Annotated in this window: 28 protein-coding genes and 1 pseudogene; 14 read left to right on the top strand and 15 right to left on the bottom strand. The window is 64.7% G+C overall.

Going from position 1 to position 26804, the window contains the following annotated elements; genetic code table 11:
• Positions 1-86: 86 nt before the first annotated feature.
• The 6 genes from AOQ71_RS38320 to AOQ71_RS38295 all read right to left on the bottom strand — a co-directional run bounded on the left by AOQ71_RS38320 (position 87) and on the right by AOQ71_RS38295 (position 4905).
• Positions 87-1019: a lipid A biosynthesis lauroyl acyltransferase gene (locus AOQ71_RS38320; protein ID WP_057758379.1), complete on the bottom strand. Its 933-nt coding sequence runs from the start codon at positions 1017-1019 to the stop codon at positions 87-89.
• 10 nt (positions 1020-1029) lie between these two features.
• Positions 1030-2307 carry a beta-ketoacyl-ACP synthase gene (locus AOQ71_RS38315; protein ID WP_057758377.1) on the bottom strand — a complete coding sequence of 426 codons (1278 nt, stop codon included), beginning with the start codon at positions 2305-2307 and terminating at the stop codon, positions 1030-1032.
• Between the two features lie 21 nt (positions 2308-2328).
• A complete protein-coding gene (locus AOQ71_RS38310; RefSeq protein ID WP_057758375.1) occupies positions 2329-3534 on the bottom strand; it encodes a beta-ketoacyl-ACP synthase in 1206 nt (401 codons plus the stop codon).
• Positions 3531-4001: a 3-hydroxyacyl-ACP dehydratase FabZ family protein gene (locus tag AOQ71_RS38305; protein ID WP_057758373.1), complete on the bottom strand. Its 471-nt coding sequence runs from the start codon at positions 3999-4001 to the stop codon at positions 3531-3533. The genes AOQ71_RS38310 and AOQ71_RS38305 overlap by 4 nt, the downstream gene beginning before the upstream one ends.
• A gap of 10 nt (positions 4002-4011) precedes the next feature.
• A complete protein-coding gene (locus AOQ71_RS38300) occupies positions 4012-4299 on the bottom strand; it encodes an acyl carrier protein (RefSeq protein WP_007592476.1) in 288 nt (95 codons plus the stop codon).
• Between the two features lie 261 nt (positions 4300-4560).
• Positions 4561-4905 carry a hypothetical protein gene (locus tag AOQ71_RS38295; RefSeq protein ID WP_057758371.1) on the bottom strand — a complete coding sequence of 115 codons (345 nt, stop codon included), beginning with the start codon at positions 4903-4905 and terminating at the stop codon, positions 4561-4563.
• Between the two features lie 291 nt (positions 4906-5196).
• Between AOQ71_RS38295 and AOQ71_RS38290 the strand changes: the two genes are divergently transcribed.
• Positions 5197-5823 carry a ParB-like protein gene (locus tag AOQ71_RS38290; protein ID WP_057758369.1) on the top strand — a complete coding sequence of 209 codons (627 nt, stop codon included), beginning with the start codon at positions 5197-5199 and terminating at the stop codon, positions 5821-5823.
• 17 nt (positions 5824-5840) lie between these two features.
• Here AOQ71_RS38290 and AOQ71_RS46525 read toward each other — a convergent pair whose 3' ends face one another.
• Complete coding sequence (locus tag AOQ71_RS46525) at positions 5841-5996, bottom strand: hypothetical protein (protein WP_167354019.1); 156 nt, start codon at positions 5994-5996, stop codon at positions 5841-5843.
• 439 nt (positions 5997-6435) lie between these two features.
• Positions 6436-6636 carry a hypothetical protein gene (locus AOQ71_RS38285; protein WP_063958347.1) on the bottom strand — a complete coding sequence of 67 codons (201 nt, stop codon included), beginning with the start codon at positions 6634-6636 and terminating at the stop codon, positions 6436-6438.
• A 150-nt stretch (positions 6637-6786) separates the two neighbouring features.
• Here AOQ71_RS38285 and AOQ71_RS38280 point away from each other — a divergent pair, with 150 nt between their 5' ends.
• From AOQ71_RS38280 to AOQ71_RS49295, 4 genes are all read left to right on the top strand, one after another.
• Positions 6787-7518 (top strand): Crp/Fnr family transcriptional regulator, encoded by a 732-nt coding sequence (locus AOQ71_RS38280; RefSeq protein WP_057758368.1) that lies wholly within the window; start codon positions 6787-6789, stop codon positions 7516-7518.
• Between the two features lie 153 nt (positions 7519-7671).
• On the top strand, positions 7672-7875 hold the full coding sequence (locus AOQ71_RS38275) for a hypothetical protein (protein ID WP_057758366.1): 204 nt from the start codon (positions 7672-7674) through the stop codon (positions 7873-7875).
• 483 nt (positions 7876-8358) lie between these two features.
• Positions 8359-8592: a DUF6894 family protein gene (locus AOQ71_RS38265; RefSeq protein ID WP_057758362.1), complete on the top strand. Its 234-nt coding sequence runs from the start codon at positions 8359-8361 to the stop codon at positions 8590-8592.
• Positions 8593-8767: 175 nt separating this feature from the next.
• Positions 8768-8920 (top strand): hypothetical protein, encoded by a 153-nt coding sequence (locus AOQ71_RS49295; protein ID WP_245317365.1) that lies wholly within the window; start codon positions 8768-8770, stop codon positions 8918-8920.
• A gap of 156 nt (positions 8921-9076) precedes the next feature.
• On the opposite strand, the gene AOQ71_RS38255 is transcribed toward AOQ71_RS49295, so the two are convergent.
• The 4 genes from AOQ71_RS38255 to AOQ71_RS38240 all read right to left on the bottom strand — a co-directional run bounded on the left by AOQ71_RS38255 (position 9077) and on the right by AOQ71_RS38240 (position 12905).
• A complete protein-coding gene (locus AOQ71_RS38255) occupies positions 9077-9739 on the bottom strand; it encodes a flavin reductase family protein (protein ID WP_057759056.1) in 663 nt (220 codons plus the stop codon).
• Positions 9740-9843: 104 nt separating this feature from the next.
• On the bottom strand, positions 9844-10323 hold the full coding sequence (locus tag AOQ71_RS38250; protein WP_057758359.1) for an MgtC/SapB family protein: 480 nt from the start codon (positions 10321-10323) through the stop codon (positions 9844-9846).
• 10 nt (positions 10324-10333) lie between these two features.
• Positions 10334-10924 (bottom strand): peroxidase-related enzyme, encoded by a 591-nt coding sequence (locus tag AOQ71_RS38245; RefSeq protein WP_057758357.1) that lies wholly within the window; start codon positions 10922-10924, stop codon positions 10334-10336.
• 241 nt (positions 10925-11165) lie between these two features.
• The gene (locus AOQ71_RS38240; protein WP_083514787.1) at positions 11166-12905 is read right to left on the bottom strand and encodes an ATP-binding protein; all 1740 of its coding nucleotides are present in this window, start codon (positions 12903-12905) and stop codon (positions 11166-11168) included.
• 364 nt (positions 12906-13269) lie between these two features.
• Here AOQ71_RS38240 and AOQ71_RS38235 point away from each other — a divergent pair, with 364 nt between their 5' ends.
• The gene (locus AOQ71_RS38235) at positions 13270-14238 is read left to right on the top strand and encodes a catechol 2,3-dioxygenase (RefSeq protein WP_057758353.1); all 969 of its coding nucleotides are present in this window, start codon (positions 13270-13272) and stop codon (positions 14236-14238) included.
• Between the two features lie 50 nt (positions 14239-14288).
• Here AOQ71_RS38235 and AOQ71_RS49290 read toward each other — a convergent pair.
• From AOQ71_RS49290 to AOQ71_RS38225, 3 genes and pseudogenes are all read right to left on the bottom strand, one after another.
• Positions 14289-15649 (bottom strand): annotated as a pseudogene (locus tag AOQ71_RS49290) (c-type cytochrome); the annotation flags it as partial.
• A 1-nt stretch (position 15650) separates the two neighbouring features.
• On the bottom strand, positions 15651-17764 hold a 2114-nt coding region (locus AOQ71_RS49285), incomplete at its 3' end, for a xanthine dehydrogenase family protein molybdopterin-binding subunit (protein WP_245317364.1).
• Positions 17764-18246, bottom strand: coding sequence for a (2Fe-2S)-binding protein (locus AOQ71_RS38225; protein WP_057758349.1), 483 nt, complete (start codon positions 18244-18246; stop codon positions 17764-17766). The genes AOQ71_RS49285 and AOQ71_RS38225, both read right to left, overlap by 1 nt.
• 260 nt (positions 18247-18506) lie before the next feature.
• Here AOQ71_RS38225 and AOQ71_RS38220 point away from each other — a divergent pair, with 260 nt between their 5' ends.
• From AOQ71_RS38220 to AOQ71_RS38185, 8 genes are all read left to right on the top strand, one after another.
• On the top strand, positions 18507-19964 hold the full coding sequence (locus AOQ71_RS38220; protein ID WP_057758346.1) for a hypothetical protein: 1458 nt from the start codon (positions 18507-18509) through the stop codon (positions 19962-19964).
• The gene (locus tag AOQ71_RS38215) at positions 19961-20857 is read left to right on the top strand and encodes a UPF0280 family protein (RefSeq protein ID WP_057758344.1); all 897 of its coding nucleotides are present in this window, start codon (positions 19961-19963) and stop codon (positions 20855-20857) included. The genes AOQ71_RS38220 and AOQ71_RS38215 overlap by 4 nt, the downstream gene beginning before the upstream one ends.
• A gap of 15 nt (positions 20858-20872) precedes the next feature.
• On the top strand, positions 20873-21457 hold the full coding sequence (locus AOQ71_RS38210) for an amino acid synthesis family protein (RefSeq protein WP_057758342.1): 585 nt from the start codon (positions 20873-20875) through the stop codon (positions 21455-21457).
• Between the two features lie 50 nt (positions 21458-21507).
• Positions 21508-22710 (top strand): ABC transporter substrate-binding protein, encoded by a 1203-nt coding sequence (locus tag AOQ71_RS38205; protein ID WP_057758340.1) that lies wholly within the window; start codon positions 21508-21510, stop codon positions 22708-22710.
• A gap of 187 nt (positions 22711-22897) precedes the next feature.
• Positions 22898-24787 carry an ABC transporter permease gene (locus AOQ71_RS38200; RefSeq protein ID WP_057758337.1) on the top strand — a complete coding sequence of 630 codons (1890 nt, stop codon included), beginning with the start codon at positions 22898-22900 and terminating at the stop codon, positions 24785-24787.
• Positions 24784-25575 carry an ABC transporter ATP-binding protein gene (locus AOQ71_RS38195; protein ID WP_057758335.1) on the top strand — a complete coding sequence of 264 codons (792 nt, stop codon included), beginning with the start codon at positions 24784-24786 and terminating at the stop codon, positions 25573-25575. Before AOQ71_RS38200 ends, AOQ71_RS38195 begins: the two co-directional genes overlap by 4 nt.
• Positions 25572-26276: an ABC transporter ATP-binding protein gene (locus AOQ71_RS38190; protein ID WP_057758333.1), complete on the top strand. Its 705-nt coding sequence runs from the start codon at positions 25572-25574 to the stop codon at positions 26274-26276. The genes AOQ71_RS38195 and AOQ71_RS38190 overlap by 4 nt, the downstream gene beginning before the upstream one ends.
• A gap of 8 nt (positions 26277-26284) precedes the next feature.
• Complete coding sequence (locus tag AOQ71_RS38185) at positions 26285-26740, top strand: MarR family winged helix-turn-helix transcriptional regulator (RefSeq protein WP_057758331.1); 456 nt, start codon at positions 26285-26287, stop codon at positions 26738-26740.
• Positions 26741-26804 lie beyond the last annotated feature (64 nt).

Raw genomic sequence — 26804 nt, 5'->3', positions numbered from 1 at the left:
CGTCATTGCGAGCGCAGCGAAGCAATCCAGAGTCTTTCCGCGGAGGGATTCTGGATTGCTTCGCTGCGCTCGCAATGACAGAGCGCCTACCGCCACCGCCGGTGCAGCCACAGCCACTGCTCGGGATATTCGCGCACCCAGCCTTCGACCACGCTCGTGATCGCCTGCATCGTGCCCTGGATGTCGATCTTGCCGTCGGCGTCGCGCACCGGGGGAATCTCTTCGGTCAGCTCGGCGCGGAAGCGGAAGTTTGGCAGGCGGATGATGCGCACGCCGTGGATCGGGCACTCGACCTGGCGGAGCAGGCGCGCCAGTGTCGGGTTGGCGCGGGTCTTGCGGCCGAAAAAGGTGACCTCGACGCCGCCGGCCAGATATTGGTCGATCAGCATGGCGACGTGCTTGCCGTCCTTGAGCGCCTGTCCGAGCCGCAAGGGCGCGTCGCGGCCCGCCGGAATCAGCGTGCCCATGTTGACCTGGCGCATCTCCTGGATGATGCGGTCGGCGGAGGCGATGTTGGGCCGGCGGTAGAGGATCGCCGCATCGAGCCCGTGCGCGGGCGCGGCGAGCGCGGGCAATTCCCAATTGGCCAGGTGCGCGGCGAAAATCAGCGCCGGCTTGCCGTCGTCCCTGATCCGGTCGTAGATCTCGACGGTGCGCGGCGACAACTCGATCCGGCTGCGTTCCGGATGTGCGCGATCGTAATTCCAGACATGGTCGATATGGGCGAACTCGGCACCGACGCGGCCGAGATTGTCCCACACGCCCATCAGGATCTGCTCGATCTCCTCGGGCGACTTCTCGGGAAACGCCGCGGTGAGATTGGCGCGGCCGATGCGATGCTCGCGCAGGCGCGGCCCGATCAGCTTGGTGACGCGCGCGAAAAAGTCGGAGGTCTTGACCGGGTCGAAATAGCGCGTGGTGCGCAGCATGCCGACGGTGGCGGCGCCGATCAGGCCTCCGGCGATCGATTTGGCTGCATTGCGCGCGCGAATCTTCGTGCTGATGGGAATCAGCGCCATGCTGCGTTGGTCAGGCCGGTTCGCGGGTCAGGATCAGCGAGGCGTTCTGGCCGCCGAAGCCGAACGAGTTCGACATCACGGCGGTGACGCGGGCATCGCGCGCCTTGTTGCCGACCACGTTGAACAGGATGGTGGGATCGGGCGTCTCGTAATTGATGGTCGGCGGAATGCGCTGATGCTCGAGCGTCAGCAGCGAGAAGATCGCCTCGACCGCGCCGGCCGCCGAGATGGTGTGGCCGACCATCGACTTGTTGGAGGTGACCGGAATCTTCTGGGCGAGATCGCCGAACACGGCCGAGGTCGTGTTGAACTCCATCTTGTCGTTCTCGGGCGTCGCGGTGCCGTGCGCGTTGATGTGGTCGATCTGGTCGGGCGTCATGCCGGCATCTGCCAGGGTCTTGTTCATGCAGCCGATGATCGGCTTGCCGTCGGGCGAGGAGCGGGTGCGATGGAAGGAATCGGTGAGCTCGCCGCAGCCGGCGATCACGCCGAGAATCTTTGCTCCACGCGCGAGAGCTGCTTCGTAGCTCTCCAGCACAAGCGCGCCGGCGCCTTCGGCCATGACAAAACCGTCGCGGTTCTTGGAGAAGGGGCGGGAGGCGGCCTGCGGCGGATCGTTCTGGGTCGACAGCGCCGACAGCAGCGAGAAGCGCACCAGCGCTTCCGGATTCACGGTGCCGTCGGTGGCGACGCACAGCGCCGCATCGGTCTCGCCGCGGCGGATCGCCTCGACGCCGAGCTGGATCGAGGTCGCGCCGGATGCGCAGGCCGTCGACAGCGAGATCGGCGAGCCCTTGGTGCCGAAGGTCTCGGCGAGGTGGGCTGCGACCGAGCCGAACATGAAGCGATGATGATAGGCGCTGAACTTGCCGCCGCCGGAGATGCGCAAGAGATCGTCGTAAGTGAAGTCGGGCGCGCCCACGGTGCGGCCGAGCTCGCGGCGCTGCGGCCACTCCACCTCGACCGGCGCAACCGCGAGGAAGAGCGGACCCGGGAAATCGCCCTTGGCGCCGATGCCGGCCTGCTCGAGGGCTTCCTCCGTGACGAGCTCGGCCATCCGCTCGGACAGGCCGGTCGAGGAGAACGGATCGACGCTGACGAAATCGACCGTGCCGGCCATCGTGGTCTTCAGGCCGTCGACGGGAAAGCGCGTGATGGTGCGGATGCCGGATTCGCCTGCAACGAGCTTCGACCAATTCTCGGCCTTGCCGGCACCGAGCGAGGTCATGATGCCCATGCCGGTGACGACGACGACGGGACGCCCGAGTTTGTCGCGTGGTGCAGTCATGTCGATCGTCCCCCGATGAAGCTAGTCAACCGCCTCGACCAGCGCCATGCCTTCGCCGCGCCAGTGTCCGGCTCCCACCACGACAATCTGGGTGGGCGCCCCCTGCATTTCAATCTCGGTCCCGGTCGAATCGTTCGGCGGGAACAGCGCGCCACGCGAGATCGAGAGCGCGGCGAGCGCAATCCCGAGCGGGAACTGCGTTTCCATGGTGTGCCCGAACATCGTACCGGTCGCGCGTACCGGGAAGTCGGTGTGCTTCTTCAGGAAGTCGCGCTCCTCCGAGGTCGCCGGCTCTGCGCCTGATGCGCCCGAGATGATCGCGCCCTTGCCCGCGCGCTTCGGCAGCTTGTCCCAGAGCTTCTCCAGCGTCGCTTCCATGTCGCCGGACTGCTTGCGGCGGGCCAGATCGGTCACCACGCTCGACAGTTTTGCGTAAGGCTTGGCGCCGCGCGCTTCCGCGTGCGCTTTCGATTCCAGCACAAGGAAGGCGCCGGCCGAGCCGAGCGCGAAGCCGGGATGGTCCTTGCGCGCCCAGACCGGAGCGAACTTGTCCTTCAGGTTGAAGTCGCCGAATTCATAGAGGACCAACAGGTCCTTGCGCTCGCCATTGTGCGAGCCGCCGACCAGCGCAATGTCGCTCTCGCCCGAGGCGATGCGCGACAGCGCGATGCGCAGCGCATCGGCGCCCGCAACCTCTTCGCCCATGAAGGTGCGGGAGGTGCCGCCAAGACCGTTGACGATGGCGATGTTGCCGGCGAGCAGATTGGAGAGCTGGGCCAGAAACAACGTCGGCCGGAGATCGCTCATCAGTCGCTCGTTGAGGAAGCCGGGGGCATTGGCGCCCCTGGCTTCGGCGTTCAGTACGCCGGTGTCGACGTTGAGGTCGCGCTCGCCGCCGCCGGCAGCCACCACCATGTCGATCTTCGACAGGATATCCTTGTTGCCCTTGATGCCGGCCGAGTCGAGCGCGAGGCCCGCGGCATAGACGCCGATGCGCTGCCAGGCTTCCATCTGGCGCTGGTCACCCTTCTTCGGGATCTGGCTGTCGAAGGAGACGGGCAGCAGCGGGTGCACGATGAAGGGCGCAAAGCCGGTCTCGTCGACATTGATGCGCTTTTCCTGGAGCGCGGCCCAGTTGGCGTCGAGCCCTTCGCCAAGCGAGGTGGCAAGACCAATACCGGTGATCCAGACTTCGGTCTGGCCCGGCTTCGAAACGGTGTCAGTCATGGCGAAACGGCCTGTTGCGGAAAGCCGACGCGGGTTGCGACCGCGTCCATGTATCCGCGCATATCCGGATTGGGGAAGGGGATCAGCGTAAAAGTGAGGCTCGAGTTCGCGCGGAGCTTGCCGCCAACCCGGAGCTTCGCCTCGGTCATCGCGTAGCCCGAGCCCTCATGGGCGACGCTCGCCTCGAGCGTCATGAGGTCGCCCGGAAACACCGAGCCGCGGACTTTGGCTTCCTTCACGGCAGCAAGAATCGGCATGCGCTCGAACTTGAGCACACCAAGCAGGAGAAAGCCCGAGGCCTGTGCCATCGATTCGATCAGCAGCACGCCGGGCATCAGGGGATAGCCCGGGAAGTGCCCCTCGAAGACGGTGCTCTCCTTGGGGACCTGGGCCTCGACGACGATCGTCTTCTCGTCGACCTTGAGGTCGACGATGCGATCGATCATGTGGAAGTATTCGAGTTGCATGACCGCCCGATCAGGCGCTCGCGCCCTTGGCGGCAACCAGCTCGTCGATGCGCGCGCACAGGTTCTTCAGCACGAAATACTGCTCGGTGGTCGCCTTGCCGTCGTTGACTTCCTGGGTCCACTTTTCCAGCGGCAGCTTGATGCCGAACTGCTTGTCGATCGCGAACGCGATGTCCAGGAAATCGAGGCTGTCGATGCCGAGGTCATCGATGGCATGGCTATCCGGCGTGATCGTGTCGCGCGGGATGTCGCAGGTTTCAGCGATGATCGTAGCGACCTGATCGAATGTGGAGGACATCACTAAGCCTTTGATATATTGCTGATATTTGTCAGGTTCCCAGAGCGGCACGGTGGGTGGGCATCGCGCCCCTGATGACGCCCTCAAACCCCCCTCTGGACGGGTCGAGAGCCCGTATATCGGAGCGCCGCCCCGAGTTCAATGGAGCCGGACGGGGTGGCGGACAGGGCTGGGGATGCTGCCCCATCCCTGTACTGGCGTTCTATGGTCGCACCGTCATGGCCGGGCTTGTCCCGGCCGCGACGACGTCGCCGGCCGGGCCTAGATGTGCGGTGTCGTGATCCTGACGCAGTCCCGGCGGCCCATCAGCACGCAATCCTGTGTGCGGCGCAGATCGGCGATGCTGACCGCGAGCCAGATCCCGATCGCAGTCAGGGCGATGGTAAAGGCGAGCGCGGCGATGTTGGCGAGCATGCGATGCCGGTAATCGTCGGGCTCGGCGCGGGGCTGCTGGTAGCGCGACAGGTCGAGCGGCTCGGGCGCCTCTGCATGCAGCTTCTGGACGACGCCGCTGCCCCGACGGATCACCGGAGCGGGCGTCGTGCGCGGCCTGAACTGGAGCACCTGGTGCTCGTCGTCCGAGGTTATGGGCCGCTGGGATTTCATGGGGCGGGGATCACTCCGAAGCAGCGATTTCTAGATAGCACAGGCGACTTCGTGGGTGCAGAAAATCTTCTCGACGCGCACGTGCATTGCGCGTTGGCATGATCTTCCTGGACAGAAGCGTCATCACCGGCCCCGGTTGTCATCCCGGCATCAGGAACCTCTGGGTTGCGCTGCAACACTGCGGGTCCGGATCGCGCTTGGTGTCTCCCGAACGCATGTTGCCGCCGCAAGGCCCATGGCATAATCGGGAACCCGGACGACAGCTTGGAACCAGATGAGAGGCCCTCGATCATGACGACCAACGCGCGCGAGCCGAGAGTGCACCCGGTACCGATCCTGTCGCTTCGGCCGACGCAGATGACGGTCGGCATGCGCGAGGTCAAGGAGAAGCGCAAGCGCTGGCGCGAGCACGGCAAGAACAAGCAGTCCGACCTGCTTGGCACCCACATGATCCCCGTCGTCGCCGGCCCTGACGGACGCTACTACGTCATCGACCATCACCATCTCGGCCGCGCGCTCCACGACGAGGGCATCAAGCAGGTGCTGGTCACTGTCGTCGGCGACCTTCGCATGGTCGAGAAAGAAGCGTTCTGGGGCGTGATGGACAACAAGCGCTGGGTCTACCCTTACGACTCCAAGGGCGAGCGCCGGTCATTCCGCGATCTGCCGAAATCGGTCGCCGATCTCAAGGACGATCCGTTCCGCAGCCTCGCTGGCGAACTCCGCCGCATGGGCGGCTTCGCCAAGGACACCACGCCCTTCTCCGAATTTCTCTGGGCCGACTTCCTGCGCCGCAAGTTGTCGCGCAAGGCGGTGGACGCCAATTTCGACAAGGCGCTCGAGAAGGCGCTGGCTGCGGCCAAGAGCAAGGATGCAATCTACCTGCCCGGCTGGTGCGGGCCGGCATCGGACGATTGAGGCGCGCAACGCTTCCATCAGTCGCGCTGGAAGATCTTAGCGCCAGGGTAGGCGCGCCTGGCGTATGTCACGACCAGCGCGCGGTCCTGGGTCTCCAGAAAGGGGGTACGGATTCGATACGACCCGACGATGAGGTGCCACAGACCATTGAGCTTTTGAATCACGATCTTCATGTGAGTTTCCTCGAAGGCGCGGCACGCAAGCAGGGTGTGCCTGTCGCTGTGTCCTTGCGATATCCGATCGCGCTCGCGGGCGGGAAATTCCCGTCACTGCTCGCGCTCGCTGCAAGACAACGGCGATACTCATGAGCTGGTGATGGCATGCGGCCCGACGAGGCCGACCTCATCACAGCCGCTTGAACGCAATCATTTTCCGCGCTGACGAAACCGTCCTGAAACAGAGCCGCTCCACTTAATCATGGTAGTCGAGCTCACAAGGGAGGCTCACATGCGCCGTCTGGTTTTCGCAATTGGCTTGGCCGTGGTTGCTTCAGCAGGAATCTCGGCGTCGTTCGCCGCGGTCCACCAGGCCAGGACTTTGACGTTCGAGGAGCGCTTCGCACCTGCGCTCCCGCTGATGGTAAAGCACTAGCGATCCGGCCGCCCGGCCCGCCTATTTCGGACCTTGTGGGTTGGGGGAGGAGAGCAAACGCTCCATCGCCGCGGCGGCCTCGCCGTCGCGTGCCTTTTGCAGCAGTGCGTGACGCTCGGCGCCGACCGGAAGATTGTTGGCCGCGGCGCGGGCGTTCTGCGTGAACCTGGTCAGGCGTTCCTGAAGGGACTGGGCCGGTCGCGTACGATTGCGCTTCTTCATGATGAATTGCCCTTTCGAGCGCCAAGCCAACCACGCGCCACCAAGCCGCGTCCTTAACTTTTGTTGGAACCGTGCGAGGCGATCGCGGGTTTTGTCCCGGCGGGCGCTGCGGCGCCTTGAGTTCCTTCTCCACGACGGGAGCCGGAGAAAGTGCCCAGCGACGCGATCCGCGCGGCGCTCATCGAGCGACTGCGCGTTTCTTCCGCAATTGCGGAGGAGGATATCAGGGAGGTCGAAGCCCTTCCGATCTCGGTGCGGCAGTTTCCGGCCGAGACGGCGGTGGTGCGCGATGGCGAGCGTGCGACCGACTGCTGCCTGATCGTGGACGGATTTTGCGCGCGCTCCAAGACCCTCGCGAATGGCAAGCGGCAGATCCTTTCGCTGCATATCCCCGGCGAGATCCCTGATCTCATGAGCCTGTTTCTGCACGTGATGGACCATGATCTATCAACTCTGACGCCGGCGACGCTCGGTTTCATCAGTCATGAGGCGCTGCAAAAATTGCATCGGCGCAGCCCGCGCGTGGCCGAGATGTTCTGGCGCGACACGCTGATCGACTCCGCCATGTTTCGCGAATGGATCGTCAATGTCGGCCAACGTCCCGCACCGGCACGGCTCGCCCATGTCATGATCGAGCTGCGCGAGCGCCTCAGGATGATCGGGCGGCTGGACAGCGACAGCTTTGAAATGCCTCTGACGCAGGAGCAGATCGGCGAGGCGCTGGGCATCACCGCAGTGCACGCCAACCGGGTGATCAGACAGCTGCGCCAGGAGGGGATCGTCGAGCTCAATCGCGGCCGCGTCACCGTGCTTGACGAGCGGAAGTTTCAGGAACTAGCGGATTTCGAACCCCGTTACCTGCATCAATCGCCAACCCTTTGAGGTCCGGATGCCGCGCTCGGTGTCTTCGCGCGAGACGCGAAGAGGGCATGATTGTTCCTCCGAAGTGCAAATTTATAGGTCGATGCGCTGTAACCCAGGTTAGCGACATCGGCGCCGTCGAGGCGCCGCGTGGAAACCGGACCGGAGGTTTCCATGACACAGAAGCGCAACCGCCGTAAGCAGACCGTACCCTTCGACGATCGATTGGAGCAGGCGGCGGTCGCGGCGCGCAAGGCGGCGGGAAGGCTTCCGCTCGGTGAAGCTCGCAACATCATGTTGCAGAAAGCGCGTCAGGCGGAGATTGCACGAAGCATCAACGGATGGTTGGCCACATCGGGCCAGCCCATGCCGAAGTGAATCCCGTGGATCGCAGGGAGGCCTGTCTGATCCAAGCGGCCGCCTGCCGCGAACAGGCGGCGGCCGATCCTCTCAACCACGACCATTGGATCGATGAAGCGATCAGATGGTTGGAGCTTGCGCATGCGCCGGCAACCCAGCTCGTCGTGACCATTGATCCGCGGCCCAGCAAACCGGTCAGGACAACAGCAGCGTGACGCTGGCGGCGACGAGGACGATCATTCCAGTTGCGGCGGCGACGAAGCAGAGCCGTTGAAACAATGACATCACGCACCCCCAAATCTCCGAAAGTGAGGATGACGATGCGGACGGCGCCAGTCGTTAACCTAGCTAATGCCGATGAAAAACAGGAATGTCGTCCCGCCGGCGTCGGTCAGGTGCTTACTGGCTTCGCCCCTTCGGCGCAAAACCAGCAGGGCGAAATAGGAACGAAATTAACATGGGTTACTTTACTCGTCAGGAATCCCGGGACGGGGTTTGGCGATGCCCAAATTCTACTTCAACATCTGTAGCGGCGATCGGTTGAACGACCGCGACGAGCTTGGCCAGGAACTTCCGGATCGACGCGCGGCCTGGGAAGTCGCGACACGGTACGCCGGCGACTGCTTGCGCGACCTCGATGGTGATCTGCAGCCCGACGATGATTGGCGTCTGGAGGTGCAGACCGAGGACGGTGCGCGCGTCTTGCAGATATCGATCCGCGCAAGCCTCGGCTGACGGTCGCGGCCGTCTAAATCGCAGTGCAGCCATAACCTATGTTGAAGAACGCCGCGTTGTTCGGTCGTAGCGTTAACCAGGGATCCATGATCGGACCCCGGGATCCCTGATTGGACGGGGGTGCGACATGAAGCACTGGCGTCGCGTCCAACAAGCCGAGACACTCCGAGAGACCTTGGCGAGGCTTGCCCTCGCGATGCGTGAGCGCGCCGAGGCGCTGCCAGCGGGCGTCGAGCGGGACCAGCTTCTCAAGCAGGCGCGCAACGCGGACACCACGGCGCATCTGGACGATTGGGTCTCGTCGCCGGGACTTCGGCCTCCGACCTAGGAACAACGGAATCGCACCACGATTGGCGACCCGTTCCTCTCCTTTACTTTGGCCTTCGCTCGAACCCCTTGAGCGAGGGCCGCTCTTTCTCGAGGCTGCAGGAACTCGCGGGTAGCTTAGAACTCGCGCAACAAGGACCCCGTGATCGACGATCGCCTACGACTGCCGCTGGCTCCAATAGTCGTCGAGCGTCGGCGTTTCCATGTCGAAACGGTCGCGAATGGTGGAGCAGGTGCTGCCACCGAGCCTGGCGATGGCATCGAGTTTCGCCGGATCGATGTGGAGGCGCTCGGCATCCACGACCTCCGCGTGGTAATGCGCGAATAGAATCTCGCCCAGGATGATCTGACGCGACTTGCCGAGTTCGAGCGTGACATGTCGGCGGCATTCGAAGGCGGCCGGCGCCTCCTTGATCCAGGGTGACGCCACGGTCTTGCCCGGCATCGCAGTCAGGCCCGCGGCCTGAAGTTCATCCTGCTCCGGCGCGAACGGCACGGCGCAGACATGCATCGCTTCGGCAATGGCGTGCGAGACGATGTTGACGGTGAAGACCTCGGTCAGGCGGATGTTGAGACCGGTGTCCTTGAACCGCATGTCCGGATGGTTCTCGACTCCGAGCGCAAGAATCGGCGGATCGGCCGACAGGCAGTTGACGAAGCTGAACGGCGCGGCGTTGATCTTCCCGTCGGGGTCGACCGTCGTCACCAGCGCGATCGGCCGCGGCACGACGGTGCCGATCAAGAGCTTGTATTTGTCGCGCGCGGACAGTTCGCGGAAGTCGAACGTGACGTCGCCGGGGTCGTGAGCGCTGGTATCCATCATGTCTCTCAGGTTCGAACGGTCGCCGGAGGCGGGCTCAGCGATTCGCGGCAATTATCAGCGCGTCGGAGCAATATGCGAGCGGAAGATTTGAGCAAGGGCTGCTACGCCTGCCTGTTGTCCTCGTGCGGCTCGTCCTTGCCGCCGAGCATGCGGTGCAGGTGGCGCTCGATCCGGCGGCCGATCGTGAGCAACACGAAGGTCAGCGCCAGCGCGATCGCGACGGTCTTCCACTGTCCGGCGCCGCAGACCACGCCGAGGCAGGCGGCCAGGAAGGTGCAGGCGGCGCTGGTCAGCCCGCGAACGCGAAGCCGCTCGCTTTCATGGACGATGACGCCGGCGCCGAGAAAGCCGATGCCGGTGAGGACGCCCTGGATGACCCGGCTGGTGGCATCGACGACCTTGCCGGGCTCGGAGAGCTGCAGCGCGAGCAGCACCACCGTCGCGGTGGAGAGGCCGACGATGCCGAGCGTCTTCAGCCCGAGCGGCTTGCCCTGCAAATCGCGGTTGAGCCCGATCGCGCTGCCGGCAAGTGTGGCGACGCCCAGGCGCAGCAGGATTTCGCTCCAGTCGAGCTCGGTCATTGCTTTTCGGTCATTTCTTTTCGGTTTTGGGCAGGCGTCCCATCAGGTAGAATTCGTCGTTCGGCCGCATGCCGGTGAAATTTGCCAGACGGTTTGACAGCGCGAAGAAGGCCGAGATCGCCGCGATGTCCCAGATGTCGTCGTCACTGAAGCCGTGTGGGGCAAGGCTTGCGAAATCCTCCTCGGCGATCCGCTGTGCGTCGGCGGAGATCTTCATCGCGAAATCGAGCATGGCTTTCTCGCGCGGCGTGATATCGGCCTTGCGGTAGTTGATCGCGATCTGGTCGGCAATCAGCGGGTTCTTGGCGCGGATGCGCAGGATCGCACCATGGGCGATCACGCAATATTGGCACTGGTTGGCGGCCGAGGTCGCCACCACGATCATCTCGCGCTCGGCCTTGGTGAGCCCGCCATCCTTTTCCATCAGCGCGTCGTGATAGGCGAAGAAAGCGCGGAACTCGTCGGGACGGTAGGCCAGCGTCAGGAAGACGTTGGGCACGAAACCACTCTTTTCCTGCACGGCGAGGAGGCGGGTGCGGATGTCGTCGGGCAGCTTGTCGATGGCGGGTGCTAGGAAGCGTTGCGCTGCGGATTTTGTCATTGGCATGGATTTCCGGCTTGGGGGCGGGAAACCATAGTCGATGCTGACCGGGGCCTCAATGTGCCAGCAGCATGCCGATCGAAGAAGCGGCGCTGGCGCCTCTTGCACCGTCATTGCGAGCCACCGGGTCCGAGCGAAGCGCGGCCCGATGACAGGCTCCGCGAAGCAATCCAGACCCTCTGCGGAAAGACTCTGGATTGCTTCGCTGCGCTCGCAATGACGATGCGGATAGAGCGAGGCGTTACCGCAGCGGCTTCTTCAGCAGCGAGAAGCGGTCGGGGTCGAGGCCCAGCGAGGGCTGCAGCATCGGCGTTTCGGCCGGCGCGAGCGTCCTGGCGGGCGGCGCGGCGAACACCGGGTCGTTCGGCACGTCGCGTTGCGAGGTCGCACCGCGCCAGCGCTCGAGCACGGCGCCGACGAAATGCATGTCGTGACCGGCAGAGATCGACGGCACGCTCGAAATGGTGGCCTCGCCGCGCGGCAATTGATGCGGCGGCACTTCCTTGAAGCGCAAGCGCGTCGGCAGGGCGACGCCTTCGCCGAACGCCAGCACCTCGCGGGTGCCGAGCGAGGGCACGAAGGACAACAGGTTCGCGGCCGCGTCCGACACGGCGGCGCGCAGCAGTGCCTGGTCGCGGTCGTTGGCAAGACGCATCGTGAACAGCGTGTTGCACTGGGAGATGATGGTGGCGTCGAGCTCTGCAGGGCGCTGCGTGATCAGGCCGAGATAGACGCCGTATTTGCGGCCCTCCTTGGCGATGCGCGAGACTGCCTTGCGGGTCGGCCCGAAGCCGATATTGCGGTCGGCGGAGGCGTAGCGGTGTGCTTCCTCGCAGACGAACAGCATCGGCGAGACGCCGTCGCTCCACAGGCCGAAGTCGAACGCCATGCGGCACAGCACCGACACGACGGAATCGATGACTTCGGCCGGGAAGCCGGCGAGCTGCATCACCGTCATCGGCTTGCCATTGGCGGGCAGGCGGAACAGATGGCTGATCACTTCGGCCATGGTGTCGCCGCCGACATTGGCGTTGTCGAACATGAAGGCGTAGCGCGGATCGTTCTTCACGGCTTCGATGCGCGAGATCAGCTTATGATAGATGATGCGCGAGGAGCGATTTTCCAGCTTGCCCATGCGCTCGTCGATCAGCGAAACCAGATCGACCAGGCGGTACGGCACCGGCGTGTCGACGGTGAAGCCGATCTGCTTGGGATCGACGCGCTTGAGGCCGAGCCGGTCGGTGTTTTGGTATTGCGTGTAGATGCCCTTGGCGATCGGGATCACCTCGGCGAGGACGTCGAGCTCCTCCGGCACGCCGGCGCGGCCGCCGAACAGCACGTCGACGATTTCCTCGAAATTGAACAGCCAGAACGGCAGCTTCAGGTTTCGCGGGTTGAGCACCAGCGCGCGGTCGCCGAAGCAGCGGCCATATTCGTTGTGCACGTCGAGCAGGAAGATGCGCAGGTTCGGCCGCGCCTTCAGGATCTCGTTGAGCAGCAGCGACACGCCGGTCGATTTACCGACGCCGGTCGATCCCAGCACCGCAAAATGCTTGGACAGCATTTCCTCGATGTCGACATAGGCGATGACCGAGCGGTCCTGCTGGAGGAAGCCGACATTGATCTGGTCCGACCCGGTCGGCGCGTAGATCGTGCGCAGCTCCTGGCTGGTGATCAGGTCGACGGCATCGCCGATGGTCGGATAATTGGTGACGCCGCGCTGGAATTTTGCCTTGTCGGCGGCGTTGAGGATTTCGCCGAGCAGGTCGACCGAGGCGATCGCGACGTATTCGCCGGTGCTCGCGAGATTCTCGCAGGACACTTCGGTGATCATGGCGACGATGACCGAGCTGGCGCAGCGGATGCTGACGAAGCGGCCGACGGTGGCCCGTACCTCCGAGATCGACATCTGGCTCTGCGCCAGAAGCCCGACCCGGGCGAGCGATCCACGTACCGAAATCACGCGTCCAAAGGATGTCACGATGGATGAACCTGAAAAGTCAGACTGTTTCTGCGACTATGCGGGGTGTCGCTGCACAAACGGTTAAACGGCCGCCGCGGGGGCTTTGTTAAATCCGCTACAATTCGGTGGCTAGAGTTGTTCCGAGTGCATGCTTGCTGCCGAAAACCGCCCGAAAATGGCGGCTTTCCAGGCCCTTGAGCCTCATTCGACTTAAGGAAAGTTTTACCATTCGGGCAGTCCGTCCGCCGTTGGAGAGGATGACCATTCGCAGTGGCGAGGCGGGGCTGCTCGTCGGCCGGCACGCACCGGTTTGTTGACGGGAGCTAATCATTTGTACATTAGTACAAATGAACCGCGCCCACCGAGGCTTTGGAGAGCACCCATGCAGCCCGAACCGATCCTCGATCTCGCTCATCTCGGCCACATGGAGCTGCTGACGCCGAAACCCGACGAGAGCCTGAAGTTTTTCGTCGACGTCATGGGCATGACCATCAGCGGGCGGAAGGGCGAGTCGGTGTACCTGCGCGGCTGGGACGATTACGAGCGCTATTCGCTCAAGCTGACGGCCTCGAAGACGTCAGGCATGGAGCATATGGCTCTGCGCGCGCGCAGCCAGCAGGCGCTTGAACGCCGCGTCGCTGCGCTGAAAGGCTCCGGCTTCGACATCGGCTGGATCGACGGCGACATGGGGCAGGGACCGACGTTCCGTTGCCGCGACCCCGACGGACACATCGTCGAACTCTATTACGAGACCGAATGGTATCAGGCGCCGCCGGAACTGAAGCCGGCGCTGAAGAACCAGGCGCAGCGCTTTCCCGCGCGCGGCGTCAATGTCCGCCGGCTCGACCATCTCAACTGCCTCGCCGTCGACATCAAGGCCAACCGCGAATTCTTCGAGACCTATCTCGGCTGCCGGCTGACCGAGCAGATCGTGCTCAATGACGGCCGCGAGGCTGCGATGTGGCTGACCATGTCGAACAAGAGCTACGATTTCGCCTATTCGCTCGACCATTCCGGCACGCCCGGCCGCTTCCACCATGTCACCTACGCGCTCGACAGCCGCGAGGAGATTCTTCGCGCGGCTGATATCTTCCTGGAAAACGGCGTGCATATCGAGACCGGGCCGCACAAGCACGCGATACAGCAGACCTTCTTCCTCTATGTCTACGAGCCCGGCGGCAACCGCGTCGAAGTCGCCAATGCCGGCGCGCGCCTGATCCTCGCGCCGGACTGGAAGCCGATCGTGTGGACGGAAGAGGAGCGCAAGAAGGGCCAGGCCTGGGGGCTGAAGACAATCGAGTCGTTCCACACCCATGGCACGCCTCCGGTGGAGATGAAGACGCACGCTTGATTTAGTGCATCGTCGACGATCTCACGCGCGCGATCGTCTCGCGCAAGCNNAAGCCGGTCCAGGCCGGCTTGTCCGGCGCGAACTGACTGCGCAGGAAGGTGACGAGCTCCTCGACCTGCGCATCGCTCATGCTGTTCTTGAACGCTGGCATGTAGCCGAGATCGCTCGATACGGGTTCGCTGATGCCGTGCAGGATCACCTGCACCAGATTGTCCGCCGTCGCGCTGTGCAGATTGCTGTTGAGCGCGAGCGAAGGCCGGCTGCCGAACAGAGGCAGGCCACCGACCTCGTGACAGACGGCGCAGGCGCCTTGATAGAGCCGCGCGCCGCTCGATGATGTCACGGTGACTTGGGTTGCGCTCTCGAGCTTCGTCGCGAGTGCGGGTGCATCGGCGAGGGTATCGTTGAACGAGCCGAGATAGACCGCCATCGCGCGGATGTCCCGATCGGGCAGGGCTTTGAGATCCCTCACGATCGGTGCCATCGGCCCGGCCGCGACGCCGTGATAGCGCGAATGGCCGGTGCGCAAATAGGTGAACAGCTCGTCCTCGCTCCACGGGATCGGCGCGTGCGAGAGCGAGGTCAATGGCGGCGCCTCCCAACCTTCCGCAAAGCCGCCGGCGAGATAGGCCTGCTGTTGCTCGGCGCCAACAGCATTGCGCGGCGAATGGCAGGCGCTGCAATGACCGAGGCTCTCGACCAGATAGGCACCGCGATTCCATTGCTCGGACCTGGCGGGATCGGGCTTGAACTCCCTGGTGTCGTGGAACAGCGCGTTCCAGCCCGCGAGCAGCGGGCGGACGTTGAACGGAAAGGCGAGCGCGTTCGCGGGCGCCGTCGCGCGCACCGCGGGCTGCGCCATCAGGTAAGCGTAGAGCGCCTGCATGTCGGCGTCGCTGGTTTTCGAAAAATGCGTGTAGGGAAAGGCGGGATAGAGCTGCCGGCCGTCGCGATGCAGCCCCTCGCGCATCGCGCGCTCGAAGGCGGGATAGGACCAGGCGCCGATGCCGGTCTCGACGTCGGGCGTGATGTTGGTCGAATAGATCGTCCCGAACGGCGTCTCCAGCGCGCGGCCCCCGGCGTTGAGCCCGCCGCCGAGGCTCGTATGGCATTCCGCGCAATTGCCGAGCGCGGCAAGCTGTGCGCCGCGTGCGATCGTTGCCGCGGAATAGACCGATGCGTCGGGACGCGCGATCGGCGCGATGGCGCGCCCGGGCAGCAGCGCGGCGCCGATGCCGATCGCGGCGGTGCAGACGGCCGCGATCGTCGCGAAGACGCCGGCGCGTCTTGCGAAGGGATTCTCCCAGATGCGGGACGATTTCGGCGCTGCGGGTGCGGGCAGGGCTTGCGGCACCGGCGACGTTTCGCCGTTCAGGCCCTTCAGGATGCGTTCGGGCGTGAATGGAGGCTCNTCGCGAAAGCGCACGCCGGTGGCATCGAAGATCGCATTTGCGATCGCGGCTGCACTCGGGACTGACGCGGACTCGCCGACGCCGAGCGGCGGCTGGTCCTGACGCGGCAGCATCAGGACGTCGATCTTCGGCACGTCGGGGAAGGGGATGATCGGATAGGCGCCCCATTCGCGCGCCGCCACCGCGCCCCGCTCGAACGAAACTTCTTCCATCAGCGCGCGGCTGGTGGACTGGATGACGTTGCCATGGATCTGGTGGCGCACGCCGTCCGGATTGATCATCAGGCCCGAATCCTGCCCCGCGACGACGCGGGTGACGCTGACCTCGCCGGTGGTCTTGTTCACGGCAACGTCCGCAACCCAGGCCGACCACGCGGCGCCATAGCCGGGGAATTTGCTGTGGACGTAGAGCGCGTAGGCAAAGCCGCGCCCGTGCACGATTTCGCCGTCCTTCTCCTCGCGAACGGCACGTGGCGTCCAGCCGGCGCGTTCGGCCACCGCGTTGACGAGATCGACGGCGCGCTGGTCCTTCAGATAACGCAGGCGATATTCGATCGGGTCGACGCCGGCTTCGGTCGCGGCCTCGTCGATGTAGGATTCATGCGCAAAGGTGTTCGGCAGCGCCGAGACGCCGCGAAACCAGGACGCGCGCACGATCGGCGCCATGTCATGGGCGACGACGCGCATGTGGTCGTAGTCGTAAGGCGGGATCGCGGTGCGGTCACCCATTTGCAGGACCGCGGGCTCGGGCGAGATGCGCCCCGTGAGCAGCAGCGCCAGCGTCGGCGCCGCGTTCGAGGGATAGCGCGTGGCGAGGTCGTAAGCAGTGATGCCGCCATCAGCATCGAGCCCGCCATTGACGTCGATCAGCTGCGCGGTGCCCTTGGGCTCCCAGGCGTGCTCCTGCTCGCGCGTCAGCTGCACGCGCACGGGCCGACCGACCGCGCGCGACAGCAGCAGCGCATCCGCGGTGACGTCATCGGCGCAGTTGCGGCCATAGCAGCCGGCGGCCTCCAGGCGGATGACCTCGACCTCGCTTTCGGGACGCTCGATCAGGAGCGCAAGATCGCTGCGCAGCACATGCGGACTTTGCGTGCCGGACCAGACCCGGATATTGCCGTCCTGGAAATCCGCGACCGCGCAGGACGGGCCGATGGAGGCGTGCATCTGGTACGGCCACACATAAGTACGCCGCATCGGCTTGGCCGCGCCCGAGATCGCCGCATCGACGTCGCCCTTGTCGATCAGCGTGCGGGGGGTCGACGGCTGGGCGCGGAGCGCGGTCTCGACTTCAGCGAGATCGGTCAAATCAGGCGTCGGCTTCCAGCTCACCTTGAGCTGCTCGGCGGCGCGAATCGCATTCTCCTCGCGCTCGGCGACGACACCGACGAAATCGCCGATGCGGACGACGGCTACGATGCCGGGAATGCCGCGCACGGAAGCTTCATCGACGGCGATCAGGCTGGTGCCGACGAACGGGCCCGCATCGACGCCGGAGTAGGGTGGGCGCACCACGCGGCCATGCAGCATGCCGGGCAGGCGGATGTCGTGCACGAAGGTCAATTCGCCTGTGGCCTTGGCGGGAAGATCGACGCGCGGCATCGACTGGCCGACGATGGCGTAGTCGCTGGCGGCCTTGACGGCAACATCGTCGGCCAGTTCGAGACGAATGGTTTCGCCACCAATCAGCTCGCCATAGCTGACGCTATGATTATGACCGCGCACCAGGCCGTCTTCGATCTTGAGCTCAGTCTCCGGCAGTTCCAGCCGCTCGGCCGCGCGCGCGATCAAGAACTGTCGCGCTTGCGCTGCAGCCCTGCGGAGCGGAACGGCCGTGATCTGGATGGTTTCGCTGGCGATCGTGGCGCCCTGGTTCGGCACGACCGCCGTGTCGCCGAGCACAACGATGACTCGCGCAAAGGAGACGTCCAGCTCTTCGGCGACGATCTGGCCGAGCGCGGTCCGGATGCCGGTGCCAAGATCGACATGGCCGTTGTAGGCCGTGACTGAACCGTCCGCGGTGATGCGGATGAAGGTTTCCGATGTGACCTCGTCCACCGTGCGGACGACGATGAGCGAGCCTCGCGCAGCTGCATCCGAAACAAGAGAGGCCATCAATCAACGGCCCCGGCGAGCTGGCTCGAGGCGCGCATCACGGCGCGCAGGATTTCGACATGCGTGCCGCAGCGGCAGAGATTGTAGCGCAACGCCGCGAGCGCTTCCTGCTCGGTCGGCTGCGGGTTGATCGCGAGCAGCGCCTTGGTGGTCATGATCATGCCGTTGAGGCAGTAGCCGCATTGCGCGGCTTGCTCGTCGATGAAGGCCTGCTGCACCACGTCAGGCTTGTCGCTTGTACCGAGGCCTTCGAGCGTCACGATGTCGCGCCCGGCGCAACCGCCGACCGGAATCACGCAGGAGCGGGCGGCCGCGCCGTCGATCAGGACAGTGCAGGTGCCGCATTCACCCAGGCCGCAACCATATTTCGGCCCGTTGAGTCCGAGATCGTTGCGCAGCACGTAGAGCAGCGGCGTCTGGCGCTCCGCCGTGACGTCGTGGATCCTGCCGTTCACGGTGAGGCGGATCGGTGGCTGCGTCATCCTCGTTCCCAAACCCTGCGGTCGCGAAATTTCCAGTTCGCTCGAAATCTAAGTCGCGACGATACCGTTTGTACACAAACGTGCAAGCCGTCATGCCGCAGTGCAGCGTGGCTGCCCGCTTTGTGGACAAGCTCGGGAGGCAAATGAGGTTTTATTCGGCAGGCGCGGCTTTTCGCGTGCGGCGCCGCTTGACAGCTATCGGGACCGCGCGCAACATCGTTCGTATACGAATGATAACCGCACGCTTCGCTGGCTGTGACATGGTGATGGAAACGACGAGCGCGGCCACCGACAAGATCCGCTGCGATGCCTGTCCGGTGATGTGCTACATCAAGCCGGGCGCGGCGGGCGCTTGCGACCGCTATGCCAATCACGACGGCAAGCTCGTCCGCGTCGATCCGCACGTCATTCTGGAACGTACCGTGTCGCAGGGCGGCAAGCTGGTGCCGTTCAGCCGCAGCGAAGACTGGGACGGCAAGCTCGTTCACGAGCCCTCGACCTTCGTGACCGCGATCGGCGCGGGGACGACCTATCCCGACTACAAGCCGGCGCCTTTCATCGTCTCCTCCGAGGTCGACGGCGTCGACATGGTGACCGTCGTCACCGAGGGCATCTTCTCCTATTGCGGCGTCAAGGTGAAGATCGACACCGACCGCTATCTCGGGCCGGAGACTGCGACCGTGCGCGCACAGGGCGAGGCGGTCGGCCACGTCACCACCAGCGAATACGGCTCGCAGATGCTGTCGCTCGGCGGCGTGCACCATCTGACTGGCGGCTCCAAGAAAGAGGGCCGCGTCACCTGCGACACGCTGATGGACCTTGCCAATTGCAAGGCGGTGGAGCTGACCATCGACGGCGGCGCCAGCGTTGTGGTGCAGGCCGGCCAGCCGCCGATCGTCAACGGCGTGAGGGAAGAGCGCATGCGCGTCGGCTGCGGCTCGGCGACGATCGGCATGTTCGCCAAGCAATGGCACGGCAAGGTGGATGAGGTCGTCGTGGTGGACGACCACATCACCGGCGTGCTGTCCGAGCATCAGGCGGGAAAGCTGCTCGACATCGCCGACACCGGCATCAAGATGAAGGGCCGGCGCTCGACGCCCGGCCGCTATTTCCAGGTCGCCGATCCCGGCACCGGGTGGGGTGGAACCAATATCTCCGATCCGCTTGCGATCCTCGGGCCGTTCGATCCCAAGGAGGCCAAGCCTGGCCTCTCGATGCTGATGGTGTCCACGACAGGCGAGCATTCGTCCTACTACGTGCTCGACGAGGCCTTGAAGCCGGTCGAGACCGAGATGCCGGCCGATTTGAAATTCACGGTCGAGCGCATCCAGGAAAATTGTGAGCCGGCGCTGTGCACGGTGCTGTTCATGGCCGGTGCGGGCGGTTCGCTGCGCGCCGGCGTCACCGACAATCCGGTGCGGCTGACGCGCTCGGTGAAGGACGCGTTGACGCGCGTCACCAGCGGTGGCGCGGCGGTTTACGTCTGGCCGGGCGGCGGCATCACCTACATGGTCGACGTGACGCAGATGCCCGCGGGCGCGTTCGGTTATGTGCCGACGCCGGCGCTGGTCGCGCCGATCGAATTCACGATGAAACTGTCCGACTATGCCGCGCTCGGCGGGCACATGGATTATGTCAAGCCGCTGTCCGAGGTGAAAGGCGGCGACGATGTCCGTCAGCTGCCCTGGCAGCATCCGATCCCGGGACGACGGGCATGACACGTCTCCCGCAAATCGCATTGCTGTCTGATGGCCGGCGGCTGCATTTGCAGGATGGACCGATTGACCTGATCGTCGAGGCGAGGGGCCCGGCGCATCAGGTGCGCGCGGCCTATGAGGCTGCATCGCGGCGGTTCACCGGGCTGCTCGATGAGCTCTGTACGGAGCTGCCGGAGCTGCGCAAGGCCGCCGAGGCGCGAACTTCGCTGCAGGGCGTCGTCGCGCGCCGGATGCATGCAGCTGTCGCGCCCTACGCCGCCGATCGTTTCATCACGCCCATGGCGGCAGTGGCCGGCAGCGTGGCCGAGGAGATTCTCGGCGCGATGCTGGGCGCCGCCTTGCTCGACCGTGTCTATGTCAACAATGGCGGCGACATCGCCCTGCATCTCGCGCGGGGCGAGCATTTTTCGGTCGGCCTGATGGATCGGCCCGACCGCGATGGCGTAATGCGCGCCATAAGGATCGATGCGGACGATCCGGTGCGCGGCATCGCCACCAGCGGCCGCCATGGCCGCAGCTTTTCGCTCGGCATTGCCGATGCGGTGACGGTGCTGGCGGCGACCGCCTCGCAGGCCGACGCGGCAGCGACCGTGATCGCCAATGCCGTCGATCTGCCCGGCCATCCCGCCATCGTCAGGCAACCCGCCAACGAGCTTCAGCCCGACAGCGATCTCGGCGCGCGTCTCGTCACCCGCGACGTCGGGGAATTGTCGCAAGCAGAGATCGGTGCCGCGCTCGAATCTGGCGCGGAATGTGCACGGCAATTGTTCGATCGCGGATTGATCGAGGGTGCCGTGCTCAGGCTTTGTGGTGATATGCTTGTCATCGGAACCAGGAACATCGAAGAGCAACGATCGCGCCCGCTGGTGCTGGAGAACGCGGTCGATGCCTGAACAGGGACGTGAAGCATGAGCGCGATCATCCGCAAGATCGTCACCGTCGTCGAAGAGACGCAGATGGAGATGGGCCGTCAGGTTTCGCCGCCGACCAGGCGCGCGGCGGCGATCGCCGTGATCGAGAATCCCTTTGCCGGACGATATGTCGAAGATCTCTCGCCGCTGATCGCGATCGGCGAGGAGCTTGGTGATTTGCTGGCGAAGCGCGCCGTGGCGGCGCTCGGCATCGATGGCGCCAAGGCGCACAGCTACGGCAAGGCCGCCGCGGTCGGCGAGAACGGCGAGCTCGAACATGCCGCCGCGATCCTGCATCCCAAGATGGGCGCGCCGGTGCGGAAAGTTCTGGGCAAGGGTGCGGCGCTGATTCCATCGTCCAAGAAGCGCAGCGGCCCCGGCACCACGCTCGACATTCCGCTCGGGCACAAGGACGCCGCCTTCGTGCGCAGCCATTTCGACGGCATGGAAGTGCAGATCAACGACGCGCCGCGCGCCAACGAGATCATGGTGGCCGTCGCCGTCACCGACAGCGGCCGTCCATTGCCGCGCGTGGGCGGGCTGACGGTCGCCGAGATCAAGGGTGAAGACGGTTTGAAATAGAAGATGGTCTGAAACAGAAGATTCTGGCGAGTTAAAAACTGGAGGTTGGGATGCGAGCAAGAAATTACATTGTCGGCGCGGCCTTTGCGCTTCTGGCTGCCGGCATGGGCCATTCGGCCCTGGCGGAGGACATCAAGATCGGCGAGATCAACAGCTACTCGCTGCTGCCTGCATTCACCGAACCCTACCGCAAGGGCTGGCAGCTCGCGGTCGAAGAGATCAACGCCTCTGGCGGCATCAACGGCAAGAAGCTTGTGGTCGTCTCCAAGGACGACGGCGGCAAGCCGGCCGATGCGCAGACCGCGGCCAACGAGCTCGTCTCCAGCGAGGGCGTTGCTATGCTGACGGGGACGTTCCTGTCGAATATCGGCCTTGCGGTCTCCGACTTCGCCAACCAGAAGAAGGTGTTCTTCCTCGCGGCCGAGCCGCTGACGGACGCCGTGACCTGGGCGAAGGGCAACAAGTACACTTTCCGCCTGCGTCCCTCCAACTACATGCAGGCCGCCATGCTGGTGGAAGCCGCCAGCAAGTTGCCGGCAAAACGCTGGGCGACGATTGCGCCGAACTATGAATACGGCCAGTCGGCCGTATCAGTGTTCAAGAAGCTGATGTCGGAGAAGCGTCCTGACATCCAATGGGTCGACGAGCAGTGGCCGCCGCAGGGCAAGATCGATGCGGGCCCGGTTGTGCAGGCGGTGGCGCAGGCCAATCCGGAAGCCATCCTCAACGTCACCTTCGGTCCTGACCTCGTCAAGCTCGTGCGTGAAGGCAACACCCGCGGCCTGTTCAAGGGGCGCGAGGTCGTGTCCTTCCTGACCGGCGAGCCCGAATATCTCGATCCGCTCAAGGACGAGACGCCCGAAGGCTGGATCGTCACCGGCTATCCCTGGTACTCGATCAAGACGCCCGAGCATGATGCGTTCCTGAAGGCCTATCAGGCCAAGTACAACGATTATCCGCGCCTCGGTTCGATCGTCGGCTACCAGACCATCAAGGCAGCGGCGGCGATCCTGGCCAAGGCCGGCTCGACCGATACCGACAAGATGATCGCGGCCGCCGAAGGCATCTCGATGCCGTCGCCGTTCGGCGAGATCACCTTCCGCAAGATCGACCACCAGTCGACGTTAGGGGCCTTCGTCGGCAAGACCGCGCAGAAGGACGGCAAGGGCGTGATGGTGGACGCTGCTTACAAGAAGGGCGCGGACTATCTGCCTGGTGATGCCGAAGTCGAGAAGCTGCGCCCCAAGGATTGAGAGGCCGTTCCGAACTCCGCTGCCGTAGGGTGGGTTAGCCGGAGGCGTAACCCACCATCTTCGGTGCAACACGACAAAAGGTGGTGGGTTACGCCGAGCAGATGCGCTCTGCGCATCTGCAGGGCTAACCCACCCTACAAGGCCCGCGCTCGTCGCGGGATCGCACTAAATCCAACCCGGACCGCCGATGGCCTTTTACGTCGTACAGTTTCTGACCGGACTCGCCAGCGCAGCGTCGCTGTTCCTGGTGGCCTCGGGCCTGTCGATCATCTTTGGCGTGACGCGGATCGTGAATTTCGCGCATGGCGCTTTCTACATGATCGGCGCCTATATCGCCTTCACGCTGACCGAGCGCTTCTCCGGAGCGTTCGGCTTCTGGGGCGGGGTGGTCGCGGCGGCGTTGGCGGTCGCGCTGATCGGCGTCCTCGTCGAGATGGTGCTGCTCCGTCGCATCTATCACGCCCCCGAGCTGTTCCAGCTGCTCGGCACCTTCGGCCTCACGCTGATGGTCGAGGATCTCGTCGTGCTGATCTGGGGGCCTGACGATCTCGTCGGCCGCCGCGCGCCGGGCTTCAAGGGCGCGGTCGATTTCTTCGGCCAGAACATCCCGAGCTACGATCTGTTCCTGATCGTGCTCGGGCCCGTCGTGCTCGGCATTCTCTGGCTGCTGTTCCAGCGCACGCGTTGGGGCGTCCTGGTGCGCGCGGCGACGCAGGACCGCGACATGGTCGCCGCGCTCGGCGTCAATCAGAAATGGCTGTTCACGTCGGTGTTCGCGGTCGGCGTCTTCCTTGCCGCCCTTGGCGGCGCGCTCCAGATCCCGCGCGATGCCGTGCATCACGCCATGGATCTGCGCATCATCGTCGAGGTCTTTGTGGTCGTCGTGATCGGCGGCCTTGGCAGCATCGTCGGCGCCTTCGTTGCGGCGGTGCTGGTCTCCGAGTTGAACGCGTTCGGCATCCTGATCTTTCCAAAAATTTCCATCATCCTGGTCTTCCTGGTGATGGCCGTGGTGCTGATCGTCCGGCCCTGGGGCCTGTTCGGCAAGCCGGAGGCGGCCGCGCGCAAGACGCCGGGCCTCACGGTCAATCCGTGGCGTCCACTGACGTCGAACGAGCGGCTGGCGTCGCTGGCGGCGCTCGTCGTCGCGGCGCTGCTGCCGCTGTTCGCCGGCAACTACGCGCTGACCGTCGGCTCCGAAATCGCGATCTTCGTGATCTTCGCCGTCTCCCTGCATTTCCTGATGTCGGTCGGCGGGCTCGCGTCGTTCGGCCACGCCGCCTATTTCGGCCTCGGCGCCTATGGCGTCGCGTTCCTCGCCAAGCTGGCGGGACTGCCGATGATTGTCTGCCTGCTGCTCGGCCCGCTGCTCGGCTGCATGGGGGCCGCCGTGTTCGGCTTCTTCGCGGTGCAGCTCTCCGGCGTCTACTTTGCGATGCTGACGCTGGCCTTTGCGCAGATCGTGTGGTCGATCGCGTTCCAGTGGGTCAGCGTCACAGGTGGCGACAACGGCATATTGGGCGTCTGGCCCGCGAGCTGGGCTGCGAGCCCGTCGCATTTCTACTGGCTGGCGCTCGGCGTTGCGGCGCTCGTCACCATTGCGCTCAGGATCGCGGTGTTCTCGCCGTTCGGCTACGCGCTGCGCGCCACGCGTGACTCGGTGCTGCGCAGCGAGGCCGTCGGCATCGATGCCAAGCGCATCCAGTGGACGGCGTTCGTGATCGCGGGCACCACCGCCGGCATCGGCGGCGCGCTGTTCGCCTATCTGAAGGGCAGCGTGTTCCCTGATAATCTCGGCATCTCGCTCTCGGTCGATGCGCTGGTCATGGTGCTGCTCGGCGGGGTCGAAACGGTGTCCGGCGGGGTGATCGGCGCCATCGTCTACAAGGCGCTGAACATCTGGCTGGTGAGCCAGACCGATCTGTCCAAGCTCGTGCTCGGCGGCTTCATCGTGCTGATCGTCGTCGTCTTCCCCAAGGGCATCGTCGGCATGCTCGAGGTGCTAGCGCAGCGCCGCAGGAAGTCATCGCCGCCGGGATCCTCCTTACTCGCCAAGCCGATCGAGTCTGCCGAATGAGCCTCGTACCCCCACTTCTCGCGGTCGAAGGCCTGACCAAATCCTATGGCGGCATCCATGCCGTGCGCGGCGTCTCGTTCTCGCTGCGATCGGGCGAGATCCTGGCGCTGATCGGCCCGAACGGCGCGGGCAAGAGCACCTGCTTCGACATGCTCAACGGCCAGAACAAGCCTGATAGCGGCCAAGTGCGCCTGCTTGGCGAGGAGACCACGGGCAAGAAGCCGCGCGAGATCTGGCGCATGGGCGTGGGGCGCACCTTCCAGATCACGGCGACCTTCGCGACCATGACGGTCCGCGAGAACGTGCAGGTCGCGCTGATCTCGCATGGCAGGCAGCTGTTCAATTTCTGGGGTTCGGCGCCTGACGTCGACCGCAACGAGGCCGGCCGGCTGCTCGAGCTGGTCGGCATGAGCGGCTATGCGGACCGGCCCTGCGGCGAGCTCGCCTATGGCGACCTCAAGCGCCTCGAGCTTGCGGTGGCGCTCGCCAACGATCCGAAGCTTTTGCTGATGGACGAGCCGACGGCCGGCATGGCGCCGCGCGAGCGCGTCGAGCTGATGCGGCTCACGGCACAGATCGCGAAGGAGAAGTCGATCGGCGTGCTCTTTACCGAGCACGACATGGACGTGGTGTTCGAGCATGCCGACCGCATCATCGTGCTCAATCGCGGCACGCTGATCGCCGAGGGCTCGCCGGCCGAGGTGCGCGGCAATCCGCAGGTGCAGGCGATATATCTTGGCGAGGGTCTGCTGTACGAGGGCGGGCATCGCGAGGGGGCCTCGGCATGAAGCTCGCGGTGCAAGACCTCAACAGCCATTACGGCCCCGCGCATATCCTGTTCGACATCGGTTTCGAGGTCGGTGAGGGCGAGGTCGTGGCACTGCTCGGTCGCAACGGCGCCGGCAAGTCGACCACGTTCCGCTCGATCGTCGGCCTCGTCGCGCAGCGCACCGGCCGCATCATGTTCGAGGGCAAGGACGTCTCGGCCAAGCCGACGCATGAGATCGTGCGCGAGGGGCTCGGCTACGTGCCGGAGGAGCGGCGCATCTTCACCGATTTGACGGTGGAGGAGAATCTCGAAGTCGGCCGCCAGCCGAAACGGCCGAATGCGCCGCACTGGGATCGCGAAAAGCTGTTCGCGCTGTTTCCGAATCTGGGCGAAATGAAGAATCGTCCGGGCGGCCGCATGAGCGGCGGTGAGCAGCAGATGCTGACCATCGCGCGCACCCTGATGGGTAATCCATCGCTGGTGTTGCTGGATGAGCCCTCGGAAGGCCTGTCGCCGAAGATCGTGGAGCAGATGGTCGATGCCATCCTGACCATGAAGAAGGAAGGCGTCAGCATCGTCGTCTCCGAGCAGAATTTGCATTTTGCACGGCTGATTTCCGATCGCGCCTATATCATCGAGCGCGGCCGCATTTGCTTCGGCGGCACCATGGCCGAGCTTGACGCGCGTCCGGATATTCGTGACGCGCATTTGTCGTTGTGAGGGCGGGGATGGCGAGAAGCGTTACGGCGAAGAAGAACGTCAAACCGGCAAAACCGCCTTATGTGCTCGACGAGCAGGTCGGCTTCATCCTGCGCCAGGTTTGGCAGCGCCACAGCGCGATCTTCTCCCGCGACATCGGCGTCAACCTGACGCCGACACAGTGGGCGGCGCTGTCGAAGCTTGCCGAGACCGGGCCGTGCTCGCAGAACCAGCTCGGACGGCTGACCGCGATGGACGTCGCGACCATCAAGGGCGTGATCGACCGCCTCACGGCCCGCGGCCTCACCGAGACCAGCCAGGATCCCGAGGACGGTCGGCGCCTCCTGGTGAGCCTGACGCGCGCCGGTCAGCAGCTTGCCGAGAAACTCGCGCCGAACGCGATTGCGATCACGCGCGAAACGCTGGCACCGCTCGATGCGAAAGAGCGCGAGCTGTTGATGGCGTTGCTGAACAAGCTTAGGTGAATTGACCATGTCATTCCGGGGCACGCGCATCGCGCGTGAACCCGGAATCCAGAGGCTGTTGCGC

This window comes from Bradyrhizobium manausense (assembly GCF_001440035.1).
GTDB lineage: Bacteria > Pseudomonadota > Alphaproteobacteria > Rhizobiales > Xanthobacteraceae > Bradyrhizobium > Bradyrhizobium manausense.
Note: the sequence above shows the minus strand (reverse complement) of the source record. Positions and strands in the feature narration are given on the sequence as shown.